Genomic DNA, 23,080 nt, shown 5'->3' with positions numbered 1-23,080 from the left:
CCGAGAACGAGCGAGGACGAGCATGGCCGACGACATCGAGGTCTCCGACAACCCCGAGGCCCTCCGCTTCGAGATCCTGCTGAAGGGCGAGGTCGCCGGGTTCGCCGCGTACCGCCTGCGCGCCGGGAAGATCATTTTTACCCACACCGAGATCCTCCCCGAGCACGAGGGCAAGGGCCTGGGCAGCAGGCTCGCCTCCGCGGCCCTCGACGCGAGCCGCTCGTCGGGTCGGTCGGTCGTGCCGCTCTGCCCGTTCATCTCCCGCTACATCCGGCGCCACCCCGAATACAGGGATCTGGTGCCCGAGGGCTATCGCGACCTCCTCGACGAGGAGGCCTGACCTCGCGGTTCACCCCGGAACCCGAGGGCCGGGAATCGAGGGCGGAAAGTCACGCGAGGATCGCCGGTCATCGGACGGCGCCGCGGCCGGACCCCGGCGGGCTCACGAGGGTTTCCCTGAGCCGCACGGGAGCCGTGCGAGCACGTGTCGGAATCCTGAGGCTTCCCCCAGGTCGTACGGGGGTCGTACGCGAACGTCCCCGTCAGTCGCCGAGGGTGTCCGTCGAGGACCAGGCGCGCTCCAAGGCCTTGGGGAGCCCCCATCGGCCCAGCGAGGTGAGCACCTCGGTCCTGTCGACGATCCCGAGGCACGCCCAGAGCGGGGTGACCGAGCTGAAGAGCGTCTCGGCCGCCTCCAGGTCCTCCGGCTCGTCCAGATCGACGTCGATGTCCTCCGACTCGGCGATGAGCCTCGCGATCCGCTCAGGGGACGCCAGAACCCCGGGGCCACGCCTGGCCAGGGCGGCGACCACGGCCAGCCAGTCGGCGTGGTGGATCGCGCACAGGGCGGCCAGCACCGAGTCCTCGTGGCTGAGCTCCCCGTCCAGATCGGAGAAGATCTCCAGCCGGTCGCCCTCCTCCGACAGGTCGGAGATCGGCCCCGCGATGCCCGCCGTGACGGTCAGCCAGAGCTCCTCGTCATCGGCCGGCAGCGGCTCCCCCTCGTACCCGGCGCAGGCCCGCAGCACATTGCCCGGATAGCCGGGCCTGCCCAGCACCTCGCGCAGCCTGCTCGCCGCGGCCCGCAACTCCCTGACGGGCCGCTCAGGGGCGGGCAACTCGGCCAGGATGCGCCGCAACTCGCTCAGGGCGAACGCCTCCTCCTCGTCCCAGGCGGCGAACAGCTCCTCGTCCTGCTCGTCGGAGACCGCCGTCCCGGGGACCCGGCCGTCGGGCAGCGGGCTGGTGAGCCAGCGCTCCTGAAGGTCCGCGTAGGCCTCCCTCGCCCCCTCGTCGCCCCGGGCGAGCGCGTCCGGGTCGATCTCCCCCGCTGCGACCCGTTCCTCCAGGTGGGCGACGAGCCCGCGGAACATCTCCTCACCGACCGGCCCCCGCTCGTCCTCCTCGGGCCAGACGAAGAAGCTCGGAGTGAGCAGGAGCGGCTCGGTGCCCGTGGACTCCATCCAGCGCTGCACATCCCCCACGGTCGCGGCGCCGGACTCGATCGCGCCGAGCGTCGCCTTCGCGGAGTCCCAGAAGGGCACCGACAGCGGGTTTCCCGCCGCCAGCAGCGCCCGCCTCAGATCGGGCAGCGCCACCAGCGCCACCCCTGACGGCACGGCGAGCAGCGCGCGGGCAACATCACGCCGGGTCAGCTCGGAAGCCGCCCTTCCGGCGTGCACACAGACGAAGTCGAGATCCACGCCCAGTGAGCCTACGCCCGAAGCGCCGCGAACACACCTTCCCGCCCGGTGTCACCTCCCGTACCGGGACACCGCGTCTGTCCGGAAAGCCGCAGGGCCCGCTCCGGGGCCCGATCCGGGGCCCGCTCCGGGGCCGGAACGGGCGGCCGCCCGCGCGGGACGCCAGGTGCTCACCAGCGCGAACGCCAGCAGCAGTTCGGCGATGTCCCCGCCGTAGTACATGATCTCCGCGGCTCCGCGCAGCTGTTCGGCCGGCACCGGCACGTCGACGAGGAGCCCCGCGTACATCAGCTGCGACAACGCGGTGTGTACGGCGATCGCCACCCCCAGCACGACCAGCCGGAGGGGGACAGAAGGGCGCCGCGGCGCCGGATCGGGGCCGGCGATCACCCAGGCGAACAGGCAGCCGGACAGCAGGAAATGCAGGTGCGTCAGGTGGTGCGACAGCCCGCCGGTGGAGGTGATCCGATACAGCGGGGTGCAGTACAGCGCCACCATGGCTCCCACGCTGAGCAGCAGCGCGATCCACGGGTCGGTCAGCAGGTGCACCGCCCGGCAGCGCAGCACGGCGCCGACGCGCCGCCCGTGGACCGGCGGCAGCGAGCGCAGCAGCAACGTCACCGGGGCTGCGAGCACCAGGCCCAGCGGCGCGAGCATGCCGATCATCAGGTGCTGCAGCATGTGCCCGCGAAAGTCCGTCTCGGCGAACGCGGAGACGGGGCCGGTCACGGCGGCGGCGACCAGCGCGACGCCCGCGAGGAAACCCGCCGTCCGCCATCGGTTCCAGCCCTTGGGCTCACGGCCGCGCCGCACCGCCAGAAGCACGTATCCCACCGCCACCACGGCGAGGACCGTCGGCGGCAGTGCCGCCACCAGATCGCCGCCGCCGTGAACCCCGTGAACCCCGTGAGTCCCATGGGCCAGGGCGGTCACGACGTCGGCGCGGCGGGGGCCCGCCCGCCCTCCTCGCACAGCTCGACCGGGCCGCCGCCGCGTCGCAGCATCCACCCGCCGAGCACCAGCGCCACGCCCAGGAGCAGGAACCCCAGGTCCCACCAGGTCTGGTACGGCCCGGTCCGCACGTGGTGGATGCCCAGCAGATGGTGATTGACGACGCCCTCCACCAGGTTGAACACCCCCCATCCGACGAGGATCCAGCCCCACAGCTCCCGCGACCTCCACACCCGGCCACGGGAGTGCAGGACCCGCGAATACAGCAGGCCGAGACCGATCAGCACCGCCAGCCAGGTGAACGCGTGGAACAGCCCGTCCCACAGCGTGTTCATCCGCAGCCCTGGAACGGTGTCCACCGGGTAGTACCTCACCCCGATGTTGTCGGTGTTCGTGCTGGACAGCATGTGGTGCCACTGCAGGATCTGGTGCAGCAGGATGCCGTCGACGAACCCTCCCAGCCCGACGCCCAACACCGCGCCCGGCAGGGCGATCCGCCCGACACCGGCCTTGCCTTCCGACCTGTCCGGCCTGTTTGGCCTGTTTGGCCTGTTCGTCATCACGGCCCCCTCGTTCCCGGCTCGCCCCCGGTCAGTCCTGTCCGTCCCACGTACGGGTCAGGCGGTCCGTGATCACATCCCGCCCACCGGCCCGCCGACCTGCCGCTTCACCGAGAAGAGAAGAAGGGTCGCTCCACCCGTGGATGTGGCAGGGTTCCCCGGCAAACCTCACCAGAGCCACCGGCGTGCGTACGTGAGCGACGCACCCGGGTGCGTCGCTCACGGCCTAAAATTTCGACCACGGCCGCACGGAAATCGATCATGGCGATGGCGGCCGCGCGACGGGCGTCCCGCCCGTGCTCGCGGCGTCGTCCCCCTCCGGGGAAGGTGTGAGGGGGATCGTGCGGGAAGAACCACGACGCGCGACCTCCGCGCACCTCGCGAGAGGAATCACGCACCGCGCACGCGGGAAAGGGCTGCGACCGGCACTACCGACAGGAGGACCCACCGTTCACGCACCGCGCACGCGGGAAAGGGCTCCCTGACCTCCTCCCCTCCCTGAAGGGAGGGGAGTCCCCACGGTCGCCCGTGAGGGTTCCTGCTTCACCGCCAGTTGCCCGCCCGAGAGGACTCTCGTTGAGGTCTTACACCGGCTCCACAGGCGTTTCACCTCTCCGCCAGCCCGGCGGCGAGGATGTTCTTCGCGGCGTTGACGTCGCGGTCATGGACCGCGCCACAGGCGCAGGTCCATTCCCGCACATTCAGCGGCATGGATCGCTGGAGGACGCCGCAGGCCGAACACAGCTTGGACGAGGGAAAGAAGCGGTCCACGACCAGCAGCTGCCGCCCGTACCACTGCGCTTTGTACTCCAGCATGGTGCGCGTCTGACGCCAGGAGGCACCCGAGATCGCGCGGGCCAGGCTGTGGTTCTTCACCAGGTTGCGCACGGTGAGGTCTTCGATCACGACCGTTTGGTTCTCACGGACGAGACGCGTGGTGAGCTTGTGCAGGTGGTCGCGGCGCCGGTCGGCGATGCGGGCATACACCGCGGCGACCTTGAGTTTCGCCTTGGCCCGGTTGTTCGACCCCTTCTCCGTGCGGGCGAGGCCCCGCTGAGCCTTGGCGAGCCTGCGCCGGTCGGCCCGCTCGTGCTTCGGATTGGTGATCTTCTCTCCGGTGGAGAGAGTGACCAGGGCGGTGATCCCCGCGTCCACGCCGACCGCGTTCACGCTCGGAGCAAGCGGGGTGATTTTCTCCTCGACCAGCAGGGAGACGAACCAGCGGCCCGCCGCATCCTTGCTCACCGTCACCGTGGACGGCTGCGCCCCCCTGGGAAGGGGACGCGACCACACGATGTTCAACGGCGCGTCCATCTTCGCGAGCGTCAACTCCCCCTCGCGCCAGCGGAACGCGCTGCGGGTGTATTCGGCCGACGCCCACGACTTCTTGCGGGATTTGAACGTCGGGTACCTGGCGCGTTTGGCGAAGAAGTTGGTGAACGCCGCCTGAAGGTGGCGCAGCGCCTGTTGCAGGGGGACCAACAACACCTTGGACAGGAAATCGTAGGCACCGCTGCGTTTCCACTCGGTCAGCGCCGCCGACGACTCCACGTAGGAGACACGGCGCCCTTCGAGCCTGTAAGCGCGGCTACGCTCCTCCAAGGCCTTGTTGTAGACCAGGCGCACGCAGCCGAACGTCCGGGCGAGCTCTTCAGCCTGCTCGGGGGTCGGGTGGAAGCGGTACTTGTAGGCCCGCTTCACGATCTGCGCCACGGCTCAGATGTTAGCCACGACCAATTAGAGATCGTGCGCGTTCGGTACGACGATTCGCCTGACGACGAATCGCCTGTCCCTGCCCTGCTCCGCAGGGGTCCGATTCCTTCCTCGCCTCAAGGCGGGGATTTCCTTGGAGGTTTCTGATGAACCGTTTGAAGGACGCGACGAGCCCCTATCTGTTGCAGCACGCGGACAATCCCGTCGACTGGTTCGAATGGGGCGAGGAGGCGTTCGCCGAGGCCACCCGGCGGAACGTGCCGTTGCTGATCAGCGTCGGTTACTCGGCCTGCCACTGGTGTCACGTGATGGCCCACGAGTCCTTCGAGGACCGGGCCACGGCCGCTCTGATGAACGAGCTTTTCGTCAACGTGAAGGTCGACCGCGAGGAGCGGCCGGATGTCGACGCGGTGTACATGGCGGCCACCCAGGCCATGACCGGTCACGGTGGATGGCCGATGACGGTCTTCGCCACCCCCGGGGGCCACCCCTTCTACACCGGCACCTACTTTCCCAGGCAGCAGTTCCAGCGACTGCTGACCGGGGTGTCGAACGCCTGGACCGGCGAGCGGGAGGCCGTGCTGGAACAGGGCTCGAAGATCGTGGAGGCGTTGAACGAGCGGTCGGCGCTGCCGTCCGGGCCGCTTCCCACGCCGGACACGCTCACCCGGGCCGTGCACAACCTGGCCGAGTCCTTCGATCCGGTCCGCGCCGGTTTCGGTGGGGCACCCAAGTTCCCGCCGTCGATGGCGCTGGAGTTCCTGCTGCGGTACGGCGCGGCCACCGGGGGCGCGGCGGCCGGGGAAGCCGGAGGGCGGGCGACCGCCGACGCGGCGATTTCCATGGCCGGGCGGACGTTGGAGGCCATGGCGCGGGGCGGCATCTACGACCAGCTCGCCGGAGGCTTCGCCCGCTACAGCGTGGACGCCGACTGGGTGGTTCCTCACTTCGAGAAGATGCTCTACGACAACGCCCTGCTCCTGCGGGTCTACGCGCACTGGTGGCGTTCCACCGGCTCCGCTCTGGGCAGGCGGGTGGCGCTGGAGACGGCCGACTGGCTGCTGGCCGAGATGCGCACCCCCGAGGGGGGCTTCGCCTCCGCCCTGGACGCCGACAGCGAGGGCGTGGAGGGCAAGTTCTACGCCTGGACCCGCGAGGAGCTCCGTGAGGTCCTCGGCGAGGAGGACGGGCTCTGGGCGATCGAGCTGTTCGAGGTGACCGGGACCTTCGAGCACGGCACCTCGGTGCTACAACTCCTCGCCGACCCCGATCCCGGCGAGGAGGAGCGGTTCGCCCGGGTACGCTCCGCGCTGCTCGCCGCGAGGTCCCGCCGGGTGCGGCCGGGACGGGACGACAAGGTGGTGGCCGCCTGGAACGGTCTGGCCGTCGCCGCCCTCGCGGAGACCGGCGCCCTGTTCGAGCGGCCGGACCTCGTCGAGGCGGCGCGCGAGGCGGCCGTGCTGGTCGACGAGCTTCACATGGACGGCGACCGGCTGCTGCGCACCTCCCGCGACGGCAGGGCCGGCACCAACGCGGGAGTCCTGGAAGACTACGGCGACCTCGCGGAGGGCCTGCTCACCCTGTACGGGGTGACCGGCGAGGTCCGCTGGTTCCGGCGGGCCGAGGTGCTGCTCGATACCGTCCTGGAGCGGTTCTCCGACGGCTCCGGAGGGTTCTACGACACCGCCGACGACGCCGAGCCGCTCTTCCAGCGCCCACGGGACGCGACCGACAACGCCACGCCGTCCGGCCAGTTCGCCACCGCGGGCGCGCTGCTCTCGTACGCCGCGCTGACCGGCTCGGCCAGGCACCGCGAGGCTGCCGAGGCGGCCCTGGGCACGGTCACCGTGCTGGCCGACAAACACGCGAGGTTCGCCGGGTGGGGGCTGGCCGCGGCCCAGGCCGCGGTGTCCGGTCCGATCGAGGTCGCGATCGTGGGCCCGGCGGGCGATCCGGCGACGGCCGCCCTGCACAGGACCGCCCTGCTGTCTCCCCTGCCGGGTCTGGTGCTGGCGCTCGGCGAACCGGGTCCCGCCACCGGCTCCGATACCGCTGTCAATGCCGCCTCCGCTCCCGATGCCGGCTTCGGCTCAGGTCCCGATACCGATAGCGGTACCGCCGCCGGCTCCGGGGAGGTGCCGCTGCTGGCCGGACGGGGCCTGGTGGGCGGCGAGCCCGCGGCGTACGTGTGCCGCGGCTTCACCTGCAGAATGCCCGTCACCACCCCCGAGGCCCTTCGAGCCGAGCTGGTGGGTGAGGCGTAGCCGGGGTTCGGTCGTCCAGACCGGGTGCGGTCGCCCTGGCCGTTTCACCTGCTCTGGCCGAGTCCAGGGCGCCCAAGCCATGACCAGGCGCCCTGGCCCGGATTCAGCCGCCCCGGCCTGGCCGGTTCAGTTGTCCAGGCCGGGGTCGCCGAGCCTGCGGCCCAGGTCGTCGACACCGAAGTCACCGCCCCTGTCTCCTCGGTCTCCCCTGCCGCCTCCGCCGCCATCGCCGCCGAGGTCCTCACCCCTGCCTGGCCCGGGACCGTCCGTTCCTCCGCCGGTGTCCTCGGGGGCCGAGGTCTGGCCGGGCCCCGGGGTCTCCTGTTCAGGGGTGGCGCTCTGGTCGGGGCCGGGGGTGGCCGCCTCGTCGGGGCCGGGCGTGGTCGTGTCCTGGCCGCCGGTCTGGTCGTCGCCGTGCTGGTCGCCCGAGCTGTAGTCGTACGGGGCGTAGCCGTAGTTGGACGGCTCCTTGAACTCCTTGACCGGCTTGCCCTCCATCGCCTCGGTCATGAAGGCCCGCCAGATCTGCGCGGGGTAGGAACCGCCGTACAGGGCGCTGCCGTTCACCGTCACCGGCTTGTTGTCGTCACGGAACATGTCGACCGCTACGGCCAGTTGCGGGGTGAACCCGGCGAACCACACGGCCGCCGATTCGTCGGTGGTGCCCGTCTTGCCCGCCACGGGACGGTCGTAGAGGCGGGCGGCGGAGCCGGTGCCCCCCTCCACGACCTGGGTGAGCGCGTAGGTGGCGTCGATGGCGGCCTGCTCGCCGAAGGCGCGCTTGCCCTTGGTCGAGCTCTTGACGACGTTGCCCTCGGCGTCGGTGACCGAACGGATCACGTGAGCTTCGCGGTGGACGCCCTCGGCGGCGAAGGAGGCGAAACCCGAGGCGTTCTGGACTGCGCTCACCGAGGCCACGCCGAGCGGGAGCGTGGCGGCGCCCCGGTGCGGGTCGAGCTGTTTGCGGGGGATTCCGACGCTCTCCGCGACCTTGATGACCTTGCTCAGGCCGACCTTCTGGCCGAGGTCGACGAACGCGGTGTTCACCGAGCTCTGGGTCGCCTTGACGAGGTTGACCTCGCCGTAGGAGTAGCCGCCCGAGTTGGGGATGTCGGCGGAGGCGATCCTGAGCGGGGAGTTGCCGTCGACCCTGGTGTCGAGGCCGAAGCCGTTGTCCAGGGCCGCGGCCAGCGTGTACGCCTTGAACGTCGATCCGGCCTGCACCTTGGCCGAGAAGGAGTTGTCGAACTTGTTGGCGGCGTAACTGCGTCCGCCGTAGAAGGCCACGACCTCACCGGTGGCGGGGTCGACGGCGGCGAGCCCGGTGCGGACCTTCTTGGGGGTGTCGTCCGGCAGGACCGAGGTGACGGCACGCTCGGCGGCGGCCATCAGGTTCTTGTCGAAGGTCGATACGATCTTCAGCCCACCCTGGTTGATGACCTCGTCGGTGTAGCCCCTGCTTTTCAGCTCGGCCGTCACCTGGTCGAGCATGTAGCCCTCCTGCCCCTTGGGCGCGAAGATCGCCTTGGGCTTGCGGAGGGTGGGGAAGGTCAGCGCGGCGGCCTCCTCCGAGGTGACGGCCCCGGTGGCCACCATCCCGTCGACCACCGACCTCCAGCGGTCCCTCGCCGCGTGCAGGTCGGGGCCCTGCGGGTCGGCGAACCTGGAGGGCTGCTGGATCACCGCGGCGAGGTAGGCGCTCTCGGCGACGCTCAGCCTGCTCACGTCCTTGCCGAAGTAGGCTCCGGCCGCCGCCTGGACCCCGTCGGCGCCCCGGCCGAAGTAGATCGTGTTGAGATACTGCTCCAGCACCCAGTCCTTCGACTTCGACTGGTCCACCTTCAAGGAGATCATGACCTCCTTGAGTTTCCTGATTATGGAACGTTCCTGACTGAGACCGCTGTAGTAGTTGCGGACCATCTGCTGGGTGATCGTGGAGCCGCCCTGGAGCTGCCGGCCGCTGATCGTGGACCACATGGCGCGGAAGGTGCCGGAGAGGGAGACGCCCTGGTCTTCGTAGAAGGAGCGGTTCTCCGCGGCGATGACCGCGTTCCGCAGGCTCTGCGGCACCTTGTCGAGGGTCACGCTCTTGCGGTTGACACCCTGTCTGGCCAGCACGGTCTTGCCGTCGCGGTAGTAGATCACCGACCCCTGCGCGGTGGCCCTTGGCTGCGTGCTGTCGGGGATGGGAGTGATCGCCCACACCACCCCGAGCAGGCCGATCGCCGAGATGATCCCGACGCCGAAGACGATGAGTGTGATTCTCAGGAGTTTCCTCCTGGGACTGCTCGTCCCGCCCTTTGACACGCGTGACCCCCCGATAGGACCCGCCGCTGACCCCCGACGGTTGCGGACCGTTAAGGGTAAACGATGGATAACGGTGTCTGGCCCCTGCTTGGCATGGTACGGCTAGCCCTTCCCCTTGCGCGGGACATCGGCCACCAAAGGCAGAACACGGTATGGCACAGGGGTGTCCAAGGCGATCACCGACGAGGTTCTGACCACGCCCCGGACATCAACGATCAGGTCAATTACCCGCTGCAGATCGGCATTGCTGCGTGCCACCACCCGGCAGTGCATGTCGTCACCGCCGGTGATCGTGTGCACCTCCAGCACCTCGGGAATGGCGGCGAGCTGATCGGCGACCGGATCGTACCCGCTGACCTGGCGGATCTGCAGGGTCACGAACGCCATCACGTCGTAGCCGAGCGCGGCGGGGTCGACGTCGGGGCCGAACCCGGTGACCACCCCCCGGGAGGCGAGCCGGTCGAGGCGTGCCTGCACGGTCCCCCTCGCCACACCGAGCCGCCGTGAGCACTCCAGCACCCCCAGCCGGGGCTCCGCCGCCAGCAGGGCGATGAGCCGGGCGTCGAGCTGGTCGATCGTCATGATGTACAGATGCTCCGCGATGGACGGCGAGTAGGTGTGCATATTGTCTGGTCTTCGAAGACAGTGTTGCACAAACAGCTCAACAAAACAGACAGTATTCGCATGAGCGACAACTTTCCTGTGAACGGTATGGACTGCGTGGTCTTCGCGGTAGGCAACGCCAAGCAGGCCGCCCACTACTACTCCACCGCGTTCGGCATGCGGCTCGTGGCCTACCGCGGCCCGGAGAACGGCAGCCGCGACGAGGTGGCGTACGTTCTCACCTCGGGCTCCGCCAGGTTCGAGTTCCGGGGGGCGGTGCGGCCCGGCACCGGGGTCGCCCGCCACGTCGCCGAGCACGGCGACGGCGTGATCGACCTCGCCATCGAGGTCCCCGACGTGGAGGCCGCCTATGCTCACGCCCTCGCCCAGGGCGCGCGAGGGCTCGCGGAGCCGCACGTCATGGAGGACGACCAGGGCAAGGTGGTGACGGCCGCGATCGCGACGTACGGCGAGACCCGGCACACCCTGGTCGACAGGTCCAACTACAGCGGCCCGTACCTGCCCGGCTACGTCGCGGCGAAGCCCCTGGTGGCGGCCCCCGACGTGCGCAACGGCCGCCTGTTCCAGGCCGTCGACCACTGCGTCGGCAACGTGGAACTCGGCAAGATGGACGAGTGGGTGGAGTTCTACCGGCGGGTCATGGGCTTCACCAACATGGCGGAGTTCATCGGCGACGACATCGCCACCGAGTACTCGGCGCTGATGTCCAAGGTGGTCGCGGACGGCACCCGCAAGGTGAAGTTCCCGCTCAACGAGCCGGCGATCTCCAGGAAGAAGTCACAGATCGACGAGTACCTGGAGTTCTACGGCGGCCCCGGCGTGCAGCACATCGCGCTCGCCACCAACGACATCCTGAGCACGGTCGACCACATGCGCGAGGCCGGCGTGAGCTTCCTGGACACCCCCGCCTCCTACTACGACGACCCGGAGCTGCGGAAGCGCATCGGTGAGGTCCGCGCGCCGATCGAGGAGTTGAAGAAGCGCGGCATCCTGGTCGACAGGGACGAGGACGGCTACCTGCTGCAGATCTTCACCAAGCCGGTGCAGGACCGCCCGACGGTGTTCTTCGAGCTGATCGAGCGGCACGGCTCGCTCGGCTTCGGCAAGGGCAACTTCAAGGCGCTCTTCGAGGCGATCGAGCGCGAGCAGGACCTGCGGGGCAACCTGTAACCGTCCTTGGCTTTGCGATGGCGACCTTGAGGTGATCATCTTTGGATGGGATCAGTACCGCCACCGCCGGATGACCGGGGATCGGACCCGTGGTCCGATCCCGAGCCGCTCAGGCCGGGCCACGAGGGCTCGAACCCCGCTCCGGGCCGCGACCCCGCCCATGGCACTTCTCCGGGCCCCGGTCACGATCCCCACCCAGGCCAGGGGCCCGGCTTCGGCTCCGACCTAGGTCCCGGCCATGAGCGGGGTCCCGGCCATGGCCGGGAACACGGACGGGAGCATGCACGGGGGTTCGATCCCGTCTTCGGCTACACGTCCGCGGGGGATCCGCCCGGCGATTTTTCCCCGCCGGGCACCATGAGGCTGGGAGGGCGTTGGCGCCGCCTCTTCGCGGGAATCCTCGACCTTCTCATCGTCGGGCTCATCTCCTCGCCCTTCACCTACCGGACCGTCAACACCGTCACGGGCGCCGCGAGCGGGCTGTCGGTGCAGGTACCCTACGCGGAGACCTTCCTGGTCACGGTGATCGGCTTCCTGTACTACTGGCTGCTGACCGCCTACTGGAACGGGCAGACGCTCGGCAAGAAGATCTTTCGGCTGCGCGTGACGGACACCGACGGGCGGAGGGCCGGTGTCGGACAGGTCGCGCTGCGCGAACTGGTCTCCTGGCTGATGTACTCCACCTGCTGCCTGGGCTGGATAGATGTGGCTTTCATCCTTTTCCACCCACGCAAGCAGGCCGTGCACGACCTCGCCGCCAGGACGCTTGTCATAGACGCCTGATCGACGCAGGTCAGTCGCGTAGTGTGCCATTCCACGGGGCTCGGCCGTCCGGCCGGGAAAGGGGCTTTAACGAATGGCGTCCAAACGGCTGGCCGCGGCGACCGCCGCTCTTCTCAGCACGCTCGGGACCGTTGGCACGGTCGCCTGCTCGGCGTCGAACGGGGAGAGCGTCCTCCCGACGGGTTCCGTGAAGCCGGTCGCCTCCGACGTCGTCGCCGGTGGCGGCGGTGGCGGCGGTGGCGGTGAGGCCGCGCCCGGCGCCTCGGGGATCGGCGACCCCGACTTCCCCACCGACGGCAACGGCGGCTACGACGTCGGCCACTACGGGCTCAAGCTGAGCTACGACCCACCCTCCAAGCACCTGTCGGGAGTGACCAGGATCGAGGCGCGGGCAACCCAGAACCTGGCGAGCTTCAACCTCGACCTCTCCGGCTTCACCGTGAGCCGGGTCACCGTGGACGGCAAGCCCGCGAGTTTCGACAGGGCGGGGACCGAGCTCAGCGTCACCCCGGCCGCGTTCATCCCGAACGCCGCCGCGTTCACCGTCGAGGTCGCGTACGCCGGTGAGCCCAAACCGGTCAGGGGTTCCTCCAACCTGGGCACGTACGGCTTCATCCCGACCAAGGACGGCGCGTTCGTCACCTGCCAGCCCAACGGCGCCAAGACCTGGTTCCCCGGCAACGACCACCCCGTGGACAAGGCGAGCTACGACTTCGAGATCACCGTTCCCGCCGGGCTGACCGCGCTGGCCAACGGCGAGCTCGTCGGCACGCCGAAGAGCGCCGGGGGCAAGACGACCTTCCAGTGGCGGGAGAGCCACCCGATGGCGAGCTACCTCGCCACCGTGACGCTGGGCAGGTTCGAGATGCTCCAGGGCACGACCCCCGGAGGTGTGAAGAACCTGGCGGCCGTCGACCCGAGGTTCCGCGGTTCGCTGAAGAAGCTGTACGACGTGTCGGGAAGGGTCACCGACTACTGGAGCACGGTCTTCGGCCCCTACCCCTTCTCCTCCACCGGAGGCGTGGTCGACGACTTCCCCGCCGGCTACGCGCTGGAGAACCAGACCAAGCCCATGTACGGCGGGTTCGACCCCGACGCCGCCATCATCGCCCACGAGCTCGCCCACCAGTGGTTCGGCGACAGCCTCAGCATCACGCGCTGGAAGGACCTGTGGCTCAACGAGGGCTTCGCGACCTACGCCGAGTGGCTCTGGTCGGAGCACGAGGGCGAGGCCACCGCCGAGCAGCTCTTCCGCAGGCACTACGGCGCCGGGGCCGACGCCGCCATCTGGAGCTACACCCCGGGCCAGGCCAAGCCTGACGACCTGTTCAACGACTCCGTCTACACCCGGGGCGGCATGACGCTCCACGCTCTCAGGCAGCGGATCGGCGACTCGGCGTTCTTCAGGCTTCTCAAGGAGTGGAACGCCACCCACAGGTACGGGAACGTCACGACCCCGGAGTTCGTCGCGATGGCCGAGAAGATCTCCGGCAAGAAGCTCGATGCTCTCTTCGACGCCTGGCTGTTCACCGCGAAAAAGCCCACCACCTGGTAGGAGGACCGTCCTGGCCAGGGCGGTCGTCCTGGCCAGGAAGATCGTCCGTCCACCGCCGCGACCGGCCCACTCTCCCCCGCCCTCACGTGACGATGACCTTGTATCCCTCGACGCGCAGGGAGCCCAGCACCTCCTCGGAGTGCACCGGCCCCTTGGTCTCCATCTGGAGCTGAACCTCGACCTCCCCCAGGTGCATGCCGAGCCGCCCGTGCACGATGTCGAGCACGTTCGCGCCGAGTTCCGCCAGCCGCGACAGCAGCGCCGCCAGCGCGCCCGGCCGGTCGGAGAGCCGGACACGCAGGGTGAGATAGCGCCCGGCGGCGGCCAGGCCGTGCCTGAGGACCTTCGCCATCAGCAGCGGGTCGATGTTGCCCCCGGAGAGCACGGCCACCACCGGCGGCTCGAAGACGTGCGGGTGGGCCAGGATCGCGGCCACCCCGGCCACGCCCGCGGGCTCGACGACCTGCTTGGCGCGTTCGAGGCAGAGCACCAGCGCCTGGGAGATCTGGCTCTCGGTGACGGTGACGACACTGTCGACCAGATAGTGGATCAGTTCGAAGGGCAGCTCGCCCGGACGGCCCACCGCGATGCCGTCGGCCATCGTCGAGGCGGGCCTGACCTCCACCGGATGCCCGGCGGCCAGCGACGCCGGGTAGGCGGCGGCCCTCTCCGCCTGGACCCCGACGATCCGCACCCCCGGCCGCAGCGACTTGACCGCGAGCGCCACCCCGGCCGCCAGCCCGCCCCCGCCCAGCGACATCACGATCGTGCCGACCTCGGGCAGCTGCTCCACGATCTCCAGCCCGATCGTGCCCTGCCCGGCGACCACGTCGGGATGGTCGAACGGGTGGATGAACACGGCCCCGGTCCGTGTCGCGTGCTCCCGCGCCCGTTCCAGCGCGACGTCCACGGTCTCGCCCGCGAAGAGCACCTCGGCGCCGTACGACCGGGTCGCGGCCACCTTGGGCAGCGGCGCCCCCAGGGGCATGTAGACCGTTGCCCCGGCGCCGACCAGCCCCGCCCCGAGTGCGACCCCCTGCGCGTGGTTGCCCGCGCTGGCCGCGACCACCCCCCGACGCCGCTCCTCCTCGGTCAGCCCGGCGATCCTGACGTACGCCCCCCGGATCTTGAACGACCCGGAGCGCTGCAGGTGCTCGCACTTGAGGTGGACGGGCCCGCCGATGATCTCGGAGAGCACGTGCGAGTGGAGCAGGGGGGTACGCAGAGCGACGTCGGCCAGCAGCTCACGCGCGGCGACCACGTCGTCGTAGGTCACCTGGGTGCCTGACATGCGGATCATCGTACGACGAGCGCACCCGCAGCCCGGACGGCGCGGTCCGGCTCACGTCACGAACCGCCGGCCGGTTGGTGGGAGGAGAAGACCAGGACCGAGGCGGTGAAGCCGTGGACGTGGTTGTGGCCACCCACCGGGCCCACCTCCCCCGCGGCGAAGAACCCGGCCACCCCGATGGGACCCAGGGTGTCGCGGACGGCGACGGCGTCGTGGTCGGCGCTGCCGAACATGGCCGAGCCCCGGCCGTTGCAGGAGAACAGCAGTGCGCCGTCCACCCGGCCGAACTCCGTGCGGTGCGCGTCCAGCAGCTCGTACAGGTCCTCGTCGGCGGTGGCGGCGTCGCGGACCTGGAAGCGGACGGTACGGCCGATCTCGACGACGTCGCCGATCGCCACGGCCTCCCGCTCGGGGTCGATGCCGAGCACGCCCCGGATCAGGAAGTCGCCGCGCTCGTGCTTCTCGGCGTACTCGTCCATCGCGATGCCGATCTGCAGGCCCGAGGCGACCAGGTCGCGGTCGTCCTCGTCCAGGGCACTGACGATCTCCTCCAGCCGCGCCAGGGCGGGCTGCCCTGCGAGTTCGAGCAGGAGGTTGTCCTCGACGGAGGTGACCGTCATCGTCGGGCCGATCGGGCGGCAGCCCTGGCTGACCACGGTGCTGACGTTGAGGGCACCGCTGAGCAGCACCCCGACGGCTCCCTCGGTGTGGATCTCCCCGTTGGCGAACAGCCGGACCGCGCCGCGGCCCTGGATCGCGTTGGCCAGGCCGCCGATCAGGGGAAGATTTCCCATGACCTCCTCGGAGCGCTCGACGAAGCCGTCGGTGGGGAAGCTGTAGGGATCTGCGAGCAGGATGGCCGCGTGATCGTCGGGGGCGCGGTCGGGCAGACCCACCACCACGAAGCGGTCGTCGGCCCTCAACGTGTCGAGCGCGAAGGTCGTCAGCCGGGCCCCGCCCAGGGAGGCGGCCCAGGCGCTCACCGCGGGGGTGACCTCGACCCCCTGCCCGTCGCCGATGACCCCGGTGGCGCTGCATCCGAGGACGGCGGCGCCGGGGGCCATGCTCATCGCGCGCAGTCCCGCGCGGGAGACGTCGTCGGGATCGTCGCCGCAGATGAAGAAACAGAGCAGATCGGCCGGTCCGGACAAGCCGGACAGGGCTTGGCGTACCGCCGCCTCGGCCGCGGAGACCAGATCGGCCCCCACCGCGAGGCCGTCGGCGAAGCGGCTCGTCATCAACGCCACTTGTCTCGCCTCTCCCTCTTGTCCCTCGTCGTGTGGCTCGCCGGAGAGCGTCGGATCTCATCCGAAGCCCGCCCTGAAGCCCTGAAGCCTGCCATGAACCGTTGTGAACCGACGTTAGCCGAGAGCGTGAGGCCCGTCAGTGCCGTGCGACCGCGAATGCCGAAGATCCCACGTGGCGGCCCCTTCCGGGGGTGCCCCGGCTCCCGGGCGGGGGAACCGGCCGATACCTTGTCTTGGAGCGATTCTCCCCACTGGGGAGACAAGCACTCACGTTGTCCCTCACGCAATACTCAAGATCCGAAAGAGGGATGAGAGTGCCGGATCGGGCGTTGTGGACGTAGGCTCGATCCCGTGCCTCAAATCCCAGAGCCACGTACTCTGCGCGAGCTGCGCGCGAGCGGCCATATTCACCGTACGGTAAAGGCCGAGATCCGTGAGAATCTCCTGACCCGCCTGCGGGCAGGAGAGCCGCGGTTCCCCGGCATCGTGGGCTTCGACGACACCGTCCTGCCATACCTGGAGCGAGCGCTGCTCGCCGGACACGACCTGGTCCTGCTCGGTGAGCGGGGTCAGGGCAAGACCCGGCTGATCCGCACCGTGACCGGGCTCCTCGACGAATGGACCCCCGCCGTCGAGGGCTGCGAGATCAACGACCATCCCTACGAACCCTCGTGCGTCCGTTGCCGCCGCCTGGCCGACGAGATGGGCGAGGAGCTGCCGATCTCCTGGAAGCACCGGGACGAGCGGTACGGCGAGAAGCTCGCCACCCCCGACACCTCCGTCGGCGACCTGATCGGCGACATCGACCCGATCAAGATCGCCGAAGGGCGTACGCTCGGCGACCCGGAGACCGTCCACTACGGCCTGGTCCCCAGGAGCAACCGCGGGGTGTTCTCCGTCAACGAGCTGCCCGACCTGGCGGAGCGCATCCAGGTCTCGCTGCTCAACGTGCTGGAGGAGCGCGACATCCAGGTGAGGGGCTACAACCTGCGCCTGCCCCTGGACATCCTGCTGATCGCGAGTGCCAACCCCGAGGACTACACCAACCGCGGCCGGATCATCACCCCGCTGAAGGACCGCTTCGGTGCCGAGATCCGCACCCACTACCCGCTGTCGATCGAGACCGAGCTGGTCCTGATCCGCCAGGAGGCCGCGCTCGACCAGGTGGGCGCCGATCTGCCCGACCACCTGATCGAGGTGATCGCCCGCTTCACCCGGCTGGTCCGCGAGTCCACCGCGGTGGACGCCCGTTCGGGGGTCTCGGCCCGCTTCTCCATCGCCGCCGCCGAGACCGCGGCCGCCTCCGCCGTACGGCGTGCGGCGCTGACCGGTGAGGATCACGCGGTGGCGAGGGTCGCCGACCTGCCGGGGATCGTGCACACGCTGCGCGGCAAGGTGGAGTTCGAGGTCAGCGAGGAGGGCCGGGAGACCGAGGTGCTCGCGCACCTGCTGCGCAGGGCGGTGGCCGAGACGTTCCGCGGCACGCTCGGCGGCAGCGACCTGAACCCGCTGCTGGAGAAGTTCTCCGAGGGCGTCCAGGTCGAGTCGGGCGTGGCGATCCCCGCAGGGGAGCTGCTGCGCAGGATCGGCCCCGTTCCGGGCCTGGCAAAGATCATGTCCCAGCTCGGTATCGGCGACGAGTCCCCCGGGCACGCCGCCGCCGCGCTGGAATTCGCCATGGAGGGCCTCTACCTCCTGCGTCGGCTGTCCAAGGACGAGGTGGACGGCACGACGGTTTACCGCACCTGAGGTGTCCGCATGAGCTATCGCTATGGCGAATACCGGGACGGGCCCGACCCGCTCGCCCCGCCGTACGACGTCCGTTCCGCGCTGGACCGGATGGGTGACGCGATCCTGTCCGGCTCCAACCCCGCCCACGCCCTGCGCGACCTGCTCAAGGAGGGCCTGCCGGGCGCGCAGGATCGTCGTGGCCTTGAGGAGCTTCTCCGCGAGGTGCGGAGACGGCGCCGTGAGCTGCGCGAGCGCGGCCGTATCGACGGCACGCTGGAGCGGGCCAGGGCGCTGCTGGACAAGGCGATCGGCCAGGAGCGGGCCGAGCTGTTCCCCGACCCTTCCGACGAGGCCCGGCTGCGCGAGGCGGAGCTGGCCGCTCTTCCCGACGACACGGCGAGCGCGATCCGGGAGCTGGGCGCCTACCGGTGGCGCTCGGCCGCCGCCAGGCAGACCTTCGAGGAGCTGCGCGACCTGCTGCGCAGGGAGGTGCTCGACAGCCAGTTCCGCGGCATGCGGCAGTCTCTGGCCAACCCCGACCCGGCCGCGATGGAGCGGGTCAGGGAGATGATGTCCGATCTGAACGACATGCTCGACCGGGATGCCCGGGGTGAGCACACCCAGGCCGACTTCGAGCAATTCATGTCGAAATACGGGGACATGTTCCCGGAGTCGCCACGGAACCTGGAGGAGTTGGTCGACACCCTGGCCCGGCGGGCGGCGGCCACCCAGCGCCTGCTCGCCTCCCTCACCCCGGCCCAGCGCGAGGAGCTCGACCACCTGATCGAGCAGACCCTCCAGCAGGCCGGGCTGGACGAGCAGATGCGCCGCCTGGGCGAGTCCCTCTACGCCCGCCGCCCCGACCTGGCCTGGAACACCCCGGAGCGGCTGGGCGGCGACGAGCCGATGGGGATGTCCGACGCCGTGAGCGCGCTGGACGAGCTCGCCGACCTGACCCAGCTGGAGGCCGCACTCCGCCAGGACTACCCCGGCGCCCGCCTGGACGACATCGACGAGGCGGCGATCCGGCGCGCCCTGGGCCGCTCCGCCGTCGACGACCTGGAGGCGCTCAGGCAGGTCGAGCGCGAGCTGGAGCAGCAGGGCTACCTCCTGCGCCGGCGCGGCAAGCTGGAGCTCACCCCCAAGGCCGTACGGCGCCTGGGAGAGACCGCGCTGCGCCGCGTCTTCTCCTCCCTGGAGAGCGGGCGCCGCGGCGACCACGACCAGGTGGACGCGGGCTCGGCCGGTGAGCTCACCGGGTCCTCACGGCCCTGGCGGTTCGGCGACGAGCAGCCGATCGACGTGGTCCGTACCGTGATCAACGGGGTCCGGCGCGGCGGGGGCGGCGCGGTGACCCTGTCGGTCGACGACTTCGAGGTCGCCGAGACCGAGCGGCGCACGGCGGCCGCGGTGTGCCTGCTGGTCGACCTGTCCTACTCGATGGCGCTGCGCGGCACCTGGGCCGCCGCCAAGCAGACGGCGATGGCGCTGCAGGCGCTGGTGGCCTCGAAGTTCCCCCAGGACTCGGTGCAGATCATCGGCTTCTCCAACTACGCCAGGGTGCTGCAGCCCGACGAGCTGGCGGGGCTGGAGTGGGACATGGTCCAGGGAACGAACCTGCACCACGCCCTGCTGATCGCCGGACGCCACCTGGACCGCCACCCCGACTTCGAGCCGGTCGTGCTCGTGGTCACCGACGGCGAACCCACCGCCCACCTGCGGCGCAACGGCTCGGCGGCCTTCGAGTGGCCACCGACCCAGGAGACGCTGGAGCTGACCCTCGCGGAGGTCGACAAGATGACCCGGCGCAGGGCGACGCTCAACGTCTTCATGCTCGCCGACGACGAGCGGCTGAAGGAGTTCGTGAACGAGGTCGGACGGCGCAACGGCGGCCGGGTCTTCTCCCCCGGCGCCGACCGCCTGGGCGAGTACGTCGTCAGCGACTTCCTGCGGGCCCGCCGCACCCGCTGAGGCGCCCGGGGTGATGTTGGACTCACGCCCGAGGCGGGCTTGCCGTATTCCTGCGGGCCCGCCGCACCCGCCGAGGCGGACCCGGGGTGACGTGGGCTCACAGCCCGAGGCGGGCTCAGGCGTTGGCGTAGGCGGCGTATCCGTCGAGCGCCAGATCGAGGCCGTCGCGATAGTGGCGGTAGGAGCGGTAGCAGGGCCGCCATGCCGTGCTGTTTCCGACGCCCGCGCGGGCGTCGGCGATCGCGGAGGGGACCCGCTCAGGGGAGAGCAGGAGACCTCCGCCGAGATAGCGGTCGTCGGTGAGGACCGTGGGGGTGGCGGGGTCGCCGCTCGCGTAGCGGCCACGGCGCCAGCCGCTCTCCTCGTCCCAGACCAGCGCGTCGCCGCCGGTCAGGCGGATGGTGACGGTGCGCGGGTCGCAGGGACCCTGCCACCAGCTCTCGACCGCCTCGCCCAGCGCCTCGACGACGAGGCCGGCGTAGCGGGACGGCTGGTCGCGCCACTCCTCGGTATACGGCTCAACATGTTTGACACCCACGGCGGGCACTCCCTTGTGCCGTCTTGCTCTGTCTGGTTGAACGCCCGCCCGGCACGACCACGGTTTCACCACCGCCGGTCTCATCACACGGTAACGAGCTCGCCCACGATCCTACTAACGCCGCGGACGTGCTCCGCGCGGAACGCGGAGATCGACAATCGCGTACCACCGATTCCACCCCCCACCCCAAGCGTGACCTTTTCGTGACAACCGCATCGATGTCTGCGCTGTCTACCCGGTAAAGGAAGAACACGGTTGTGGAGGAGGAAGAAGTGAGCCCGATGCTCGCGGGAATTCTCGTGGTGCTGATGCTCATCGTCTGCGTCTGTTTCGAGGTGTGCATGGTGCCACACGCGCGTGAGGAGAACGCGATCTCGGATCGCGGCGCCCCGGACCATGAGCGCGACGACGGCCGTCCGGGCAGGTACGACACCGTCGAAGGTGAATCGTCCCTGTCGTGAACGGTGGCGACATCTCGACCACGGGGCCCGCGAAAAAGCGAAGGATGAGGAGCACGTCCGCCCGCCCTGCGGGAAAACCCTTCAAACGATCATTAAGGAAGACCAACGCCGTCGGGTGACACCGTGCGAGCCGTACCCAGACGAGATCACCGGATACTAATGTCTGGCGCATGACAGACCACCTGCTGCTCTGGTTGCACATCGGTTTCGCGATCTTCGCCCTGGGGCCGATCACCGCCGCCACGATGTCCACTCCCAGATTCATCCGCACCAAGAACGTCGATGTCCTGCGTTATCTCCACAAGACCACGCGCATCTACGGTTTCGCGTCCATCGGTGTTTTCCTGTTCGGGGCACTGCTGGGCCGCGAATTCCTTGGAAGGCCGTATCTGTCGGTATCCATGACGCTTTTCATCGTCGCCGCTCTACTGCTGATCATGGTGGAGCGGGACCAGCGCACCGCCATCCGGGTCCTCACCAATGAGAGCCCGGACGACGACGCCAAGGTGCAGGTCGGCCGGATCGCCGCCCTCTCCGGCGTGATCGTGCTGATCTGGGTGGTCATCCTGGTGCTGATGGTCTGGGGAAGCCCGGCCTGAGCCCGCGTTTTCCGGCCGCGCCCCTTTCTGAGCCGCAGCCGCAGCCGTTTCCGAGCCACGGCCGCTTCCCGGCCGCGCCCGTTTCCGCCCCGGGGGCCGCCGCCTGCCCGGCACCGGTTCCCGGCCGGGCGCCCGTACCCGTTCCAGCACCCGATCCCGGCCGGGCGCCCGTTCCCGGGCCAGGATCCGGCTCCTGGAACGGCGCCTGCTCCTAGCCCAGCGCCTGGCTGAGGTCGGCCAGCAGGTCGTCGATCGACTCGATGCCGACCGACAGGCGCACCAGGTCGCCGGGCACCTCCAGCGGCGAGCCCGCCACCGAGGCGTGGGTCATCAGGCCGGGGTGCTCGATCAGTGACTCCACGCCGCCGAGCGACTCGCCCAGGGTGAACAGCTTGGTCCTGTTGCACAGCTCGACGGCCTCGGCCTCGCCTCCGGCCATCCGGAAGGAGACCATGCCGCCGAAACGCCTCATCTGCTTGGCCGCCACCTCGTGCCCCGGGTGGTCGGCCAGGCCCGGGTAGAGCACCGAGGTCACCCGAGGATGGGCGAGCAGCAGGTCCACCACCCGTTCGGCGTTCTCGCAGTGGCGGTCCATCCTCACCCCGAGCGTCTTGAGACCGCGCAGCGTCAGCCAGGCGTCGAACGGCCCGGCCACCGCGCCCATCGCGTTCTGGTGGTAGGCGAGTTCCTCGCCCACTCCGGCGTCCCGCGCGACGAGCGCGCCGCCGACCACGTCGGAGTGGCCGCCCACGTACTTGGTGGTGGAGTGCACGACGATGTCCGCGCCCAGTGCGATCGGCTGCTGCAGGTACGGGGAGGCGAAGGTGTTGTCCACCACCAGCAGCGCGCCGCACTCGGTCGCGAGCTGGGCGAGTGCCGCGATGTCGGCGATGCCGAGCAGCGGGTTGGTGGGCGTCTCCACCCAAATAATCTTGGTCTTCTGGGTCACGGCGGCCGCCACCGCCGTCAGGTCACCCAGCGGCGCCGGGTCGTAGTGCAGCCCCCAGCGCTCGTGGACCTTCGCGAACAGACGGTAGGTGCCGCCGTAGGCGTCGTTCGGGATGATCACGTGGTCACCCGGCCTGCAGATCGCCCGAAGCACCGCGTCCTCGGCGGCCAGGCCCGAGGCGAAGGCCAGACCACGGCTGCCGCCCTCGACGGCGGCCATGGCCTCCTCCAGCGCGGTCCTGGTCGGGTTGGCGGACCGGCTGTACTCATATCCGGCGCGCAACCCGCCCACGCCGTCCTGCTTATAGGTGGACACCGCGTAGATCGGCGGTACCACGGCCCCGGTGTGGGGGTCGGGTTCCTGACCTGCGTGGATGGCCAGCGTCTCGAATCCTTGGTTCATGAGGTCAACGTTACTCGCGGCGGCGGGTGCCCCAGGGCAGCGGAAACCGCCGCCCAAGGACTCCTGGCCGCCTACTCCGCGCGCTCCCCGCCGATCCGCGAGAGCAGGACCGGGTCGGCGAGCGTCAAGGCCGCACCGACCGCGAGCCCGGCGAGCAGGAGCACTATCCCGATGATGGTCATCTCTTTCCCCCTTCGACCTCTCAAGCATCGGCGAGGGGCTCCCCGCGCCGCTTCCGCTGAAGGACCGGTTCCCCGGGGA

At 69.9% G+C, this 23,080-nt stretch carries 19 protein-coding genes; 9 read left to right on the top strand and 10 right to left on the bottom strand.

Going from position 1 to position 23,080, the window contains the following annotated elements; all coding sequences use genetic code 11:
• Window positions 1-22 precede the first annotated feature (22 nt).
• Complete coding sequence (locus ABZ664_RS16315; RefSeq protein ID WP_350950387.1) at window positions 23-340, top strand: GNAT family N-acetyltransferase; 318 nt, start codon at window positions 23-25, stop codon at window positions 338-340.
• Window positions 341-542: 202 nt separating this feature from the next.
• Here ABZ664_RS16315 and ABZ664_RS16310 read toward each other — a convergent pair whose 3' ends face one another.
• From ABZ664_RS16310 to ABZ664_RS16295, 4 genes are all read right to left on the bottom strand, one after another.
• The gene (locus tag ABZ664_RS16310) at window positions 543-1,703 is read right to left on the bottom strand and encodes a hypothetical protein (RefSeq protein WP_362509485.1); all 1,161 of its coding nucleotides are present in this window, start codon (window positions 1,701-1,703) and stop codon (window positions 543-545) included.
• A gap of 51 nt (window positions 1,704-1,754) precedes the next feature.
• Complete coding sequence (locus ABZ664_RS16305) at window positions 1,755-2,576, bottom strand: cytochrome c oxidase assembly protein (RefSeq protein WP_362509482.1); 822 nt, start codon at window positions 2,574-2,576, stop codon at window positions 1,755-1,757.
• A 56-nt stretch (window positions 2,577-2,632) separates the two neighbouring features.
• Window positions 2,633-3,214 carry a DUF2243 domain-containing protein gene (locus ABZ664_RS16300; RefSeq protein WP_362509479.1) on the bottom strand — a complete coding sequence of 194 codons (582 nt, stop codon included), beginning with the start codon at window positions 3,212-3,214 and terminating at the stop codon, window positions 2,633-2,635.
• Window positions 3,215-3,820: 606 nt separating this feature from the next.
• Window positions 3,821-4,927 (bottom strand): RNA-guided endonuclease TnpB family protein, encoded by a 1,107-nt coding sequence (locus tag ABZ664_RS16295; RefSeq protein ID WP_362509476.1) that lies wholly within the window; start codon window positions 4,925-4,927, stop codon window positions 3,821-3,823.
• A gap of 146 nt (window positions 4,928-5,073) precedes the next feature.
• Here ABZ664_RS16295 and ABZ664_RS16290 point away from each other — a divergent pair, with 146 nt between their 5' ends.
• The gene (locus ABZ664_RS16290) at window positions 5,074-7,191 is read left to right on the top strand and encodes a thioredoxin domain-containing protein (protein WP_362509473.1); all 2,118 of its coding nucleotides are present in this window, start codon (window positions 5,074-5,076) and stop codon (window positions 7,189-7,191) included.
• A gap of 126 nt (window positions 7,192-7,317) precedes the next feature.
• Here ABZ664_RS16290 and ABZ664_RS16285 read toward each other — a convergent pair whose 3' ends face one another.
• Together ABZ664_RS16285 and ABZ664_RS16280 are read right to left on the bottom strand one after the other, a co-directional pair.
• Complete coding sequence (locus ABZ664_RS16285) at window positions 7,318-9,498, bottom strand: transglycosylase domain-containing protein (protein WP_362509470.1); 2,181 nt, start codon at window positions 9,496-9,498, stop codon at window positions 7,318-7,320.
• 102 nt (window positions 9,499-9,600) lie between these two features.
• A complete protein-coding gene (locus ABZ664_RS16280) occupies window positions 9,601-10,080 on the bottom strand; it encodes an Lrp/AsnC family transcriptional regulator (RefSeq protein WP_362510046.1) in 480 nt (159 codons plus the stop codon).
• Between the two features lie 102 nt (window positions 10,081-10,182).
• Here ABZ664_RS16280 and hppD point away from each other — a divergent pair, with 102 nt between their 5' ends.
• The 3 genes from hppD (at window position 10,183) to ABZ664_RS16265 (ending at window position 13,630) form a co-directional block, all read left to right on the top strand.
• Window positions 10,183-11,292, top strand: a complete 1,110-nt coding sequence (gene hppD, locus ABZ664_RS16275; RefSeq protein ID WP_362509467.1) for a 4-hydroxyphenylpyruvate dioxygenase — start codon at window positions 10,183-10,185, stop codon at window positions 11,290-11,292.
• A 357-nt stretch (window positions 11,293-11,649) separates the two neighbouring features.
• Window positions 11,650-12,075, top strand: coding sequence for an RDD family protein (locus ABZ664_RS16270; protein WP_362509464.1), 426 nt, complete (start codon window positions 11,650-11,652; stop codon window positions 12,073-12,075).
• A gap of 73 nt (window positions 12,076-12,148) precedes the next feature.
• Window positions 12,149-13,630, top strand: coding sequence for a M1 family metallopeptidase (locus ABZ664_RS16265; RefSeq protein ID WP_362509461.1), 1,482 nt, complete (start codon window positions 12,149-12,151; stop codon window positions 13,628-13,630).
• Between the two features lie 82 nt (window positions 13,631-13,712).
• On the opposite strand, the gene ilvA is transcribed toward ABZ664_RS16265, so the two are convergent.
• Both ilvA and ABZ664_RS16255 read right to left on the bottom strand, forming a co-directional pair.
• Window positions 13,713-14,921: a threonine ammonia-lyase gene (ilvA, locus tag ABZ664_RS16260; protein ID WP_362509458.1), complete on the bottom strand. Its 1,209-nt coding sequence runs from the start codon at window positions 14,919-14,921 to the stop codon at window positions 13,713-13,715.
• Window positions 14,922-14,977: 56 nt separating this feature from the next.
• Window positions 14,978-16,159 (bottom strand): FIST N-terminal domain-containing protein, encoded by a 1,182-nt coding sequence (locus ABZ664_RS16255; protein WP_362510042.1) that lies wholly within the window; start codon window positions 16,157-16,159, stop codon window positions 14,978-14,980.
• 360 nt (window positions 16,160-16,519) lie between these two features.
• Here ABZ664_RS16255 and ABZ664_RS16250 point away from each other — a divergent pair, with 360 nt between their 5' ends.
• Together ABZ664_RS16250 and ABZ664_RS16245 are read left to right on the top strand one after the other, a co-directional pair.
• Window positions 16,520-17,917, top strand: coding sequence for a sigma 54-interacting transcriptional regulator (locus ABZ664_RS16250; RefSeq protein ID WP_362509455.1), 1,398 nt, complete (start codon window positions 16,520-16,522; stop codon window positions 17,915-17,917).
• A 9-nt stretch (window positions 17,918-17,926) separates the two neighbouring features.
• Window positions 17,927-19,870, top strand: coding sequence for a hypothetical protein (locus tag ABZ664_RS16245; RefSeq protein WP_362509453.1), 1,944 nt, complete (start codon window positions 17,927-17,929; stop codon window positions 19,868-19,870).
• 115 nt (window positions 19,871-19,985) lie between these two features.
• Here the strand turns inward: ABZ664_RS16245 and ABZ664_RS16240 are convergent, their stop codons facing one another.
• Window positions 19,986-20,408 carry a DUF6292 family protein gene (locus ABZ664_RS16240; protein WP_362509450.1) on the bottom strand — a complete coding sequence of 141 codons (423 nt, stop codon included), beginning with the start codon at window positions 20,406-20,408 and terminating at the stop codon, window positions 19,986-19,988.
• Between the two features lie 272 nt (window positions 20,409-20,680).
• Between ABZ664_RS16240 and ABZ664_RS16235 the strand changes: the two genes are divergently transcribed.
• Both ABZ664_RS16235 and ABZ664_RS16230 read left to right on the top strand, forming a co-directional pair.
• Window positions 20,681-20,869 carry a hypothetical protein gene (locus ABZ664_RS16235; RefSeq protein ID WP_362509447.1) on the top strand — a complete coding sequence of 63 codons (189 nt, stop codon included), beginning with the start codon at window positions 20,681-20,683 and terminating at the stop codon, window positions 20,867-20,869.
• A gap of 170 nt (window positions 20,870-21,039) precedes the next feature.
• Window positions 21,040-21,468, top strand: a complete 429-nt coding sequence (locus tag ABZ664_RS16230; protein WP_362509444.1) for a hypothetical protein — start codon at window positions 21,040-21,042, stop codon at window positions 21,466-21,468.
• Between the two features lie 211 nt (window positions 21,469-21,679).
• On the opposite strand, the gene ABZ664_RS16225 is transcribed toward ABZ664_RS16230, so the two are convergent.
• A complete protein-coding gene (locus ABZ664_RS16225; protein WP_362509440.1) occupies window positions 21,680-22,819 on the bottom strand; it encodes a cystathionine gamma-synthase in 1,140 nt (379 codons plus the stop codon).
• Between the last annotated feature and the right edge of the window lie 261 nt (window positions 22,820-23,080).

The sequence above is a fragment of the Streptosporangium sp. NPDC006930 genome, from assembly GCF_040635605.1.
In the GTDB taxonomy this organism is placed as follows: Bacteria; Actinomycetota; Actinomycetes; order Streptosporangiales; family Streptosporangiaceae; genus Streptosporangium.
This window is presented reverse-complemented; position numbering and strand designations above follow the sequence as displayed.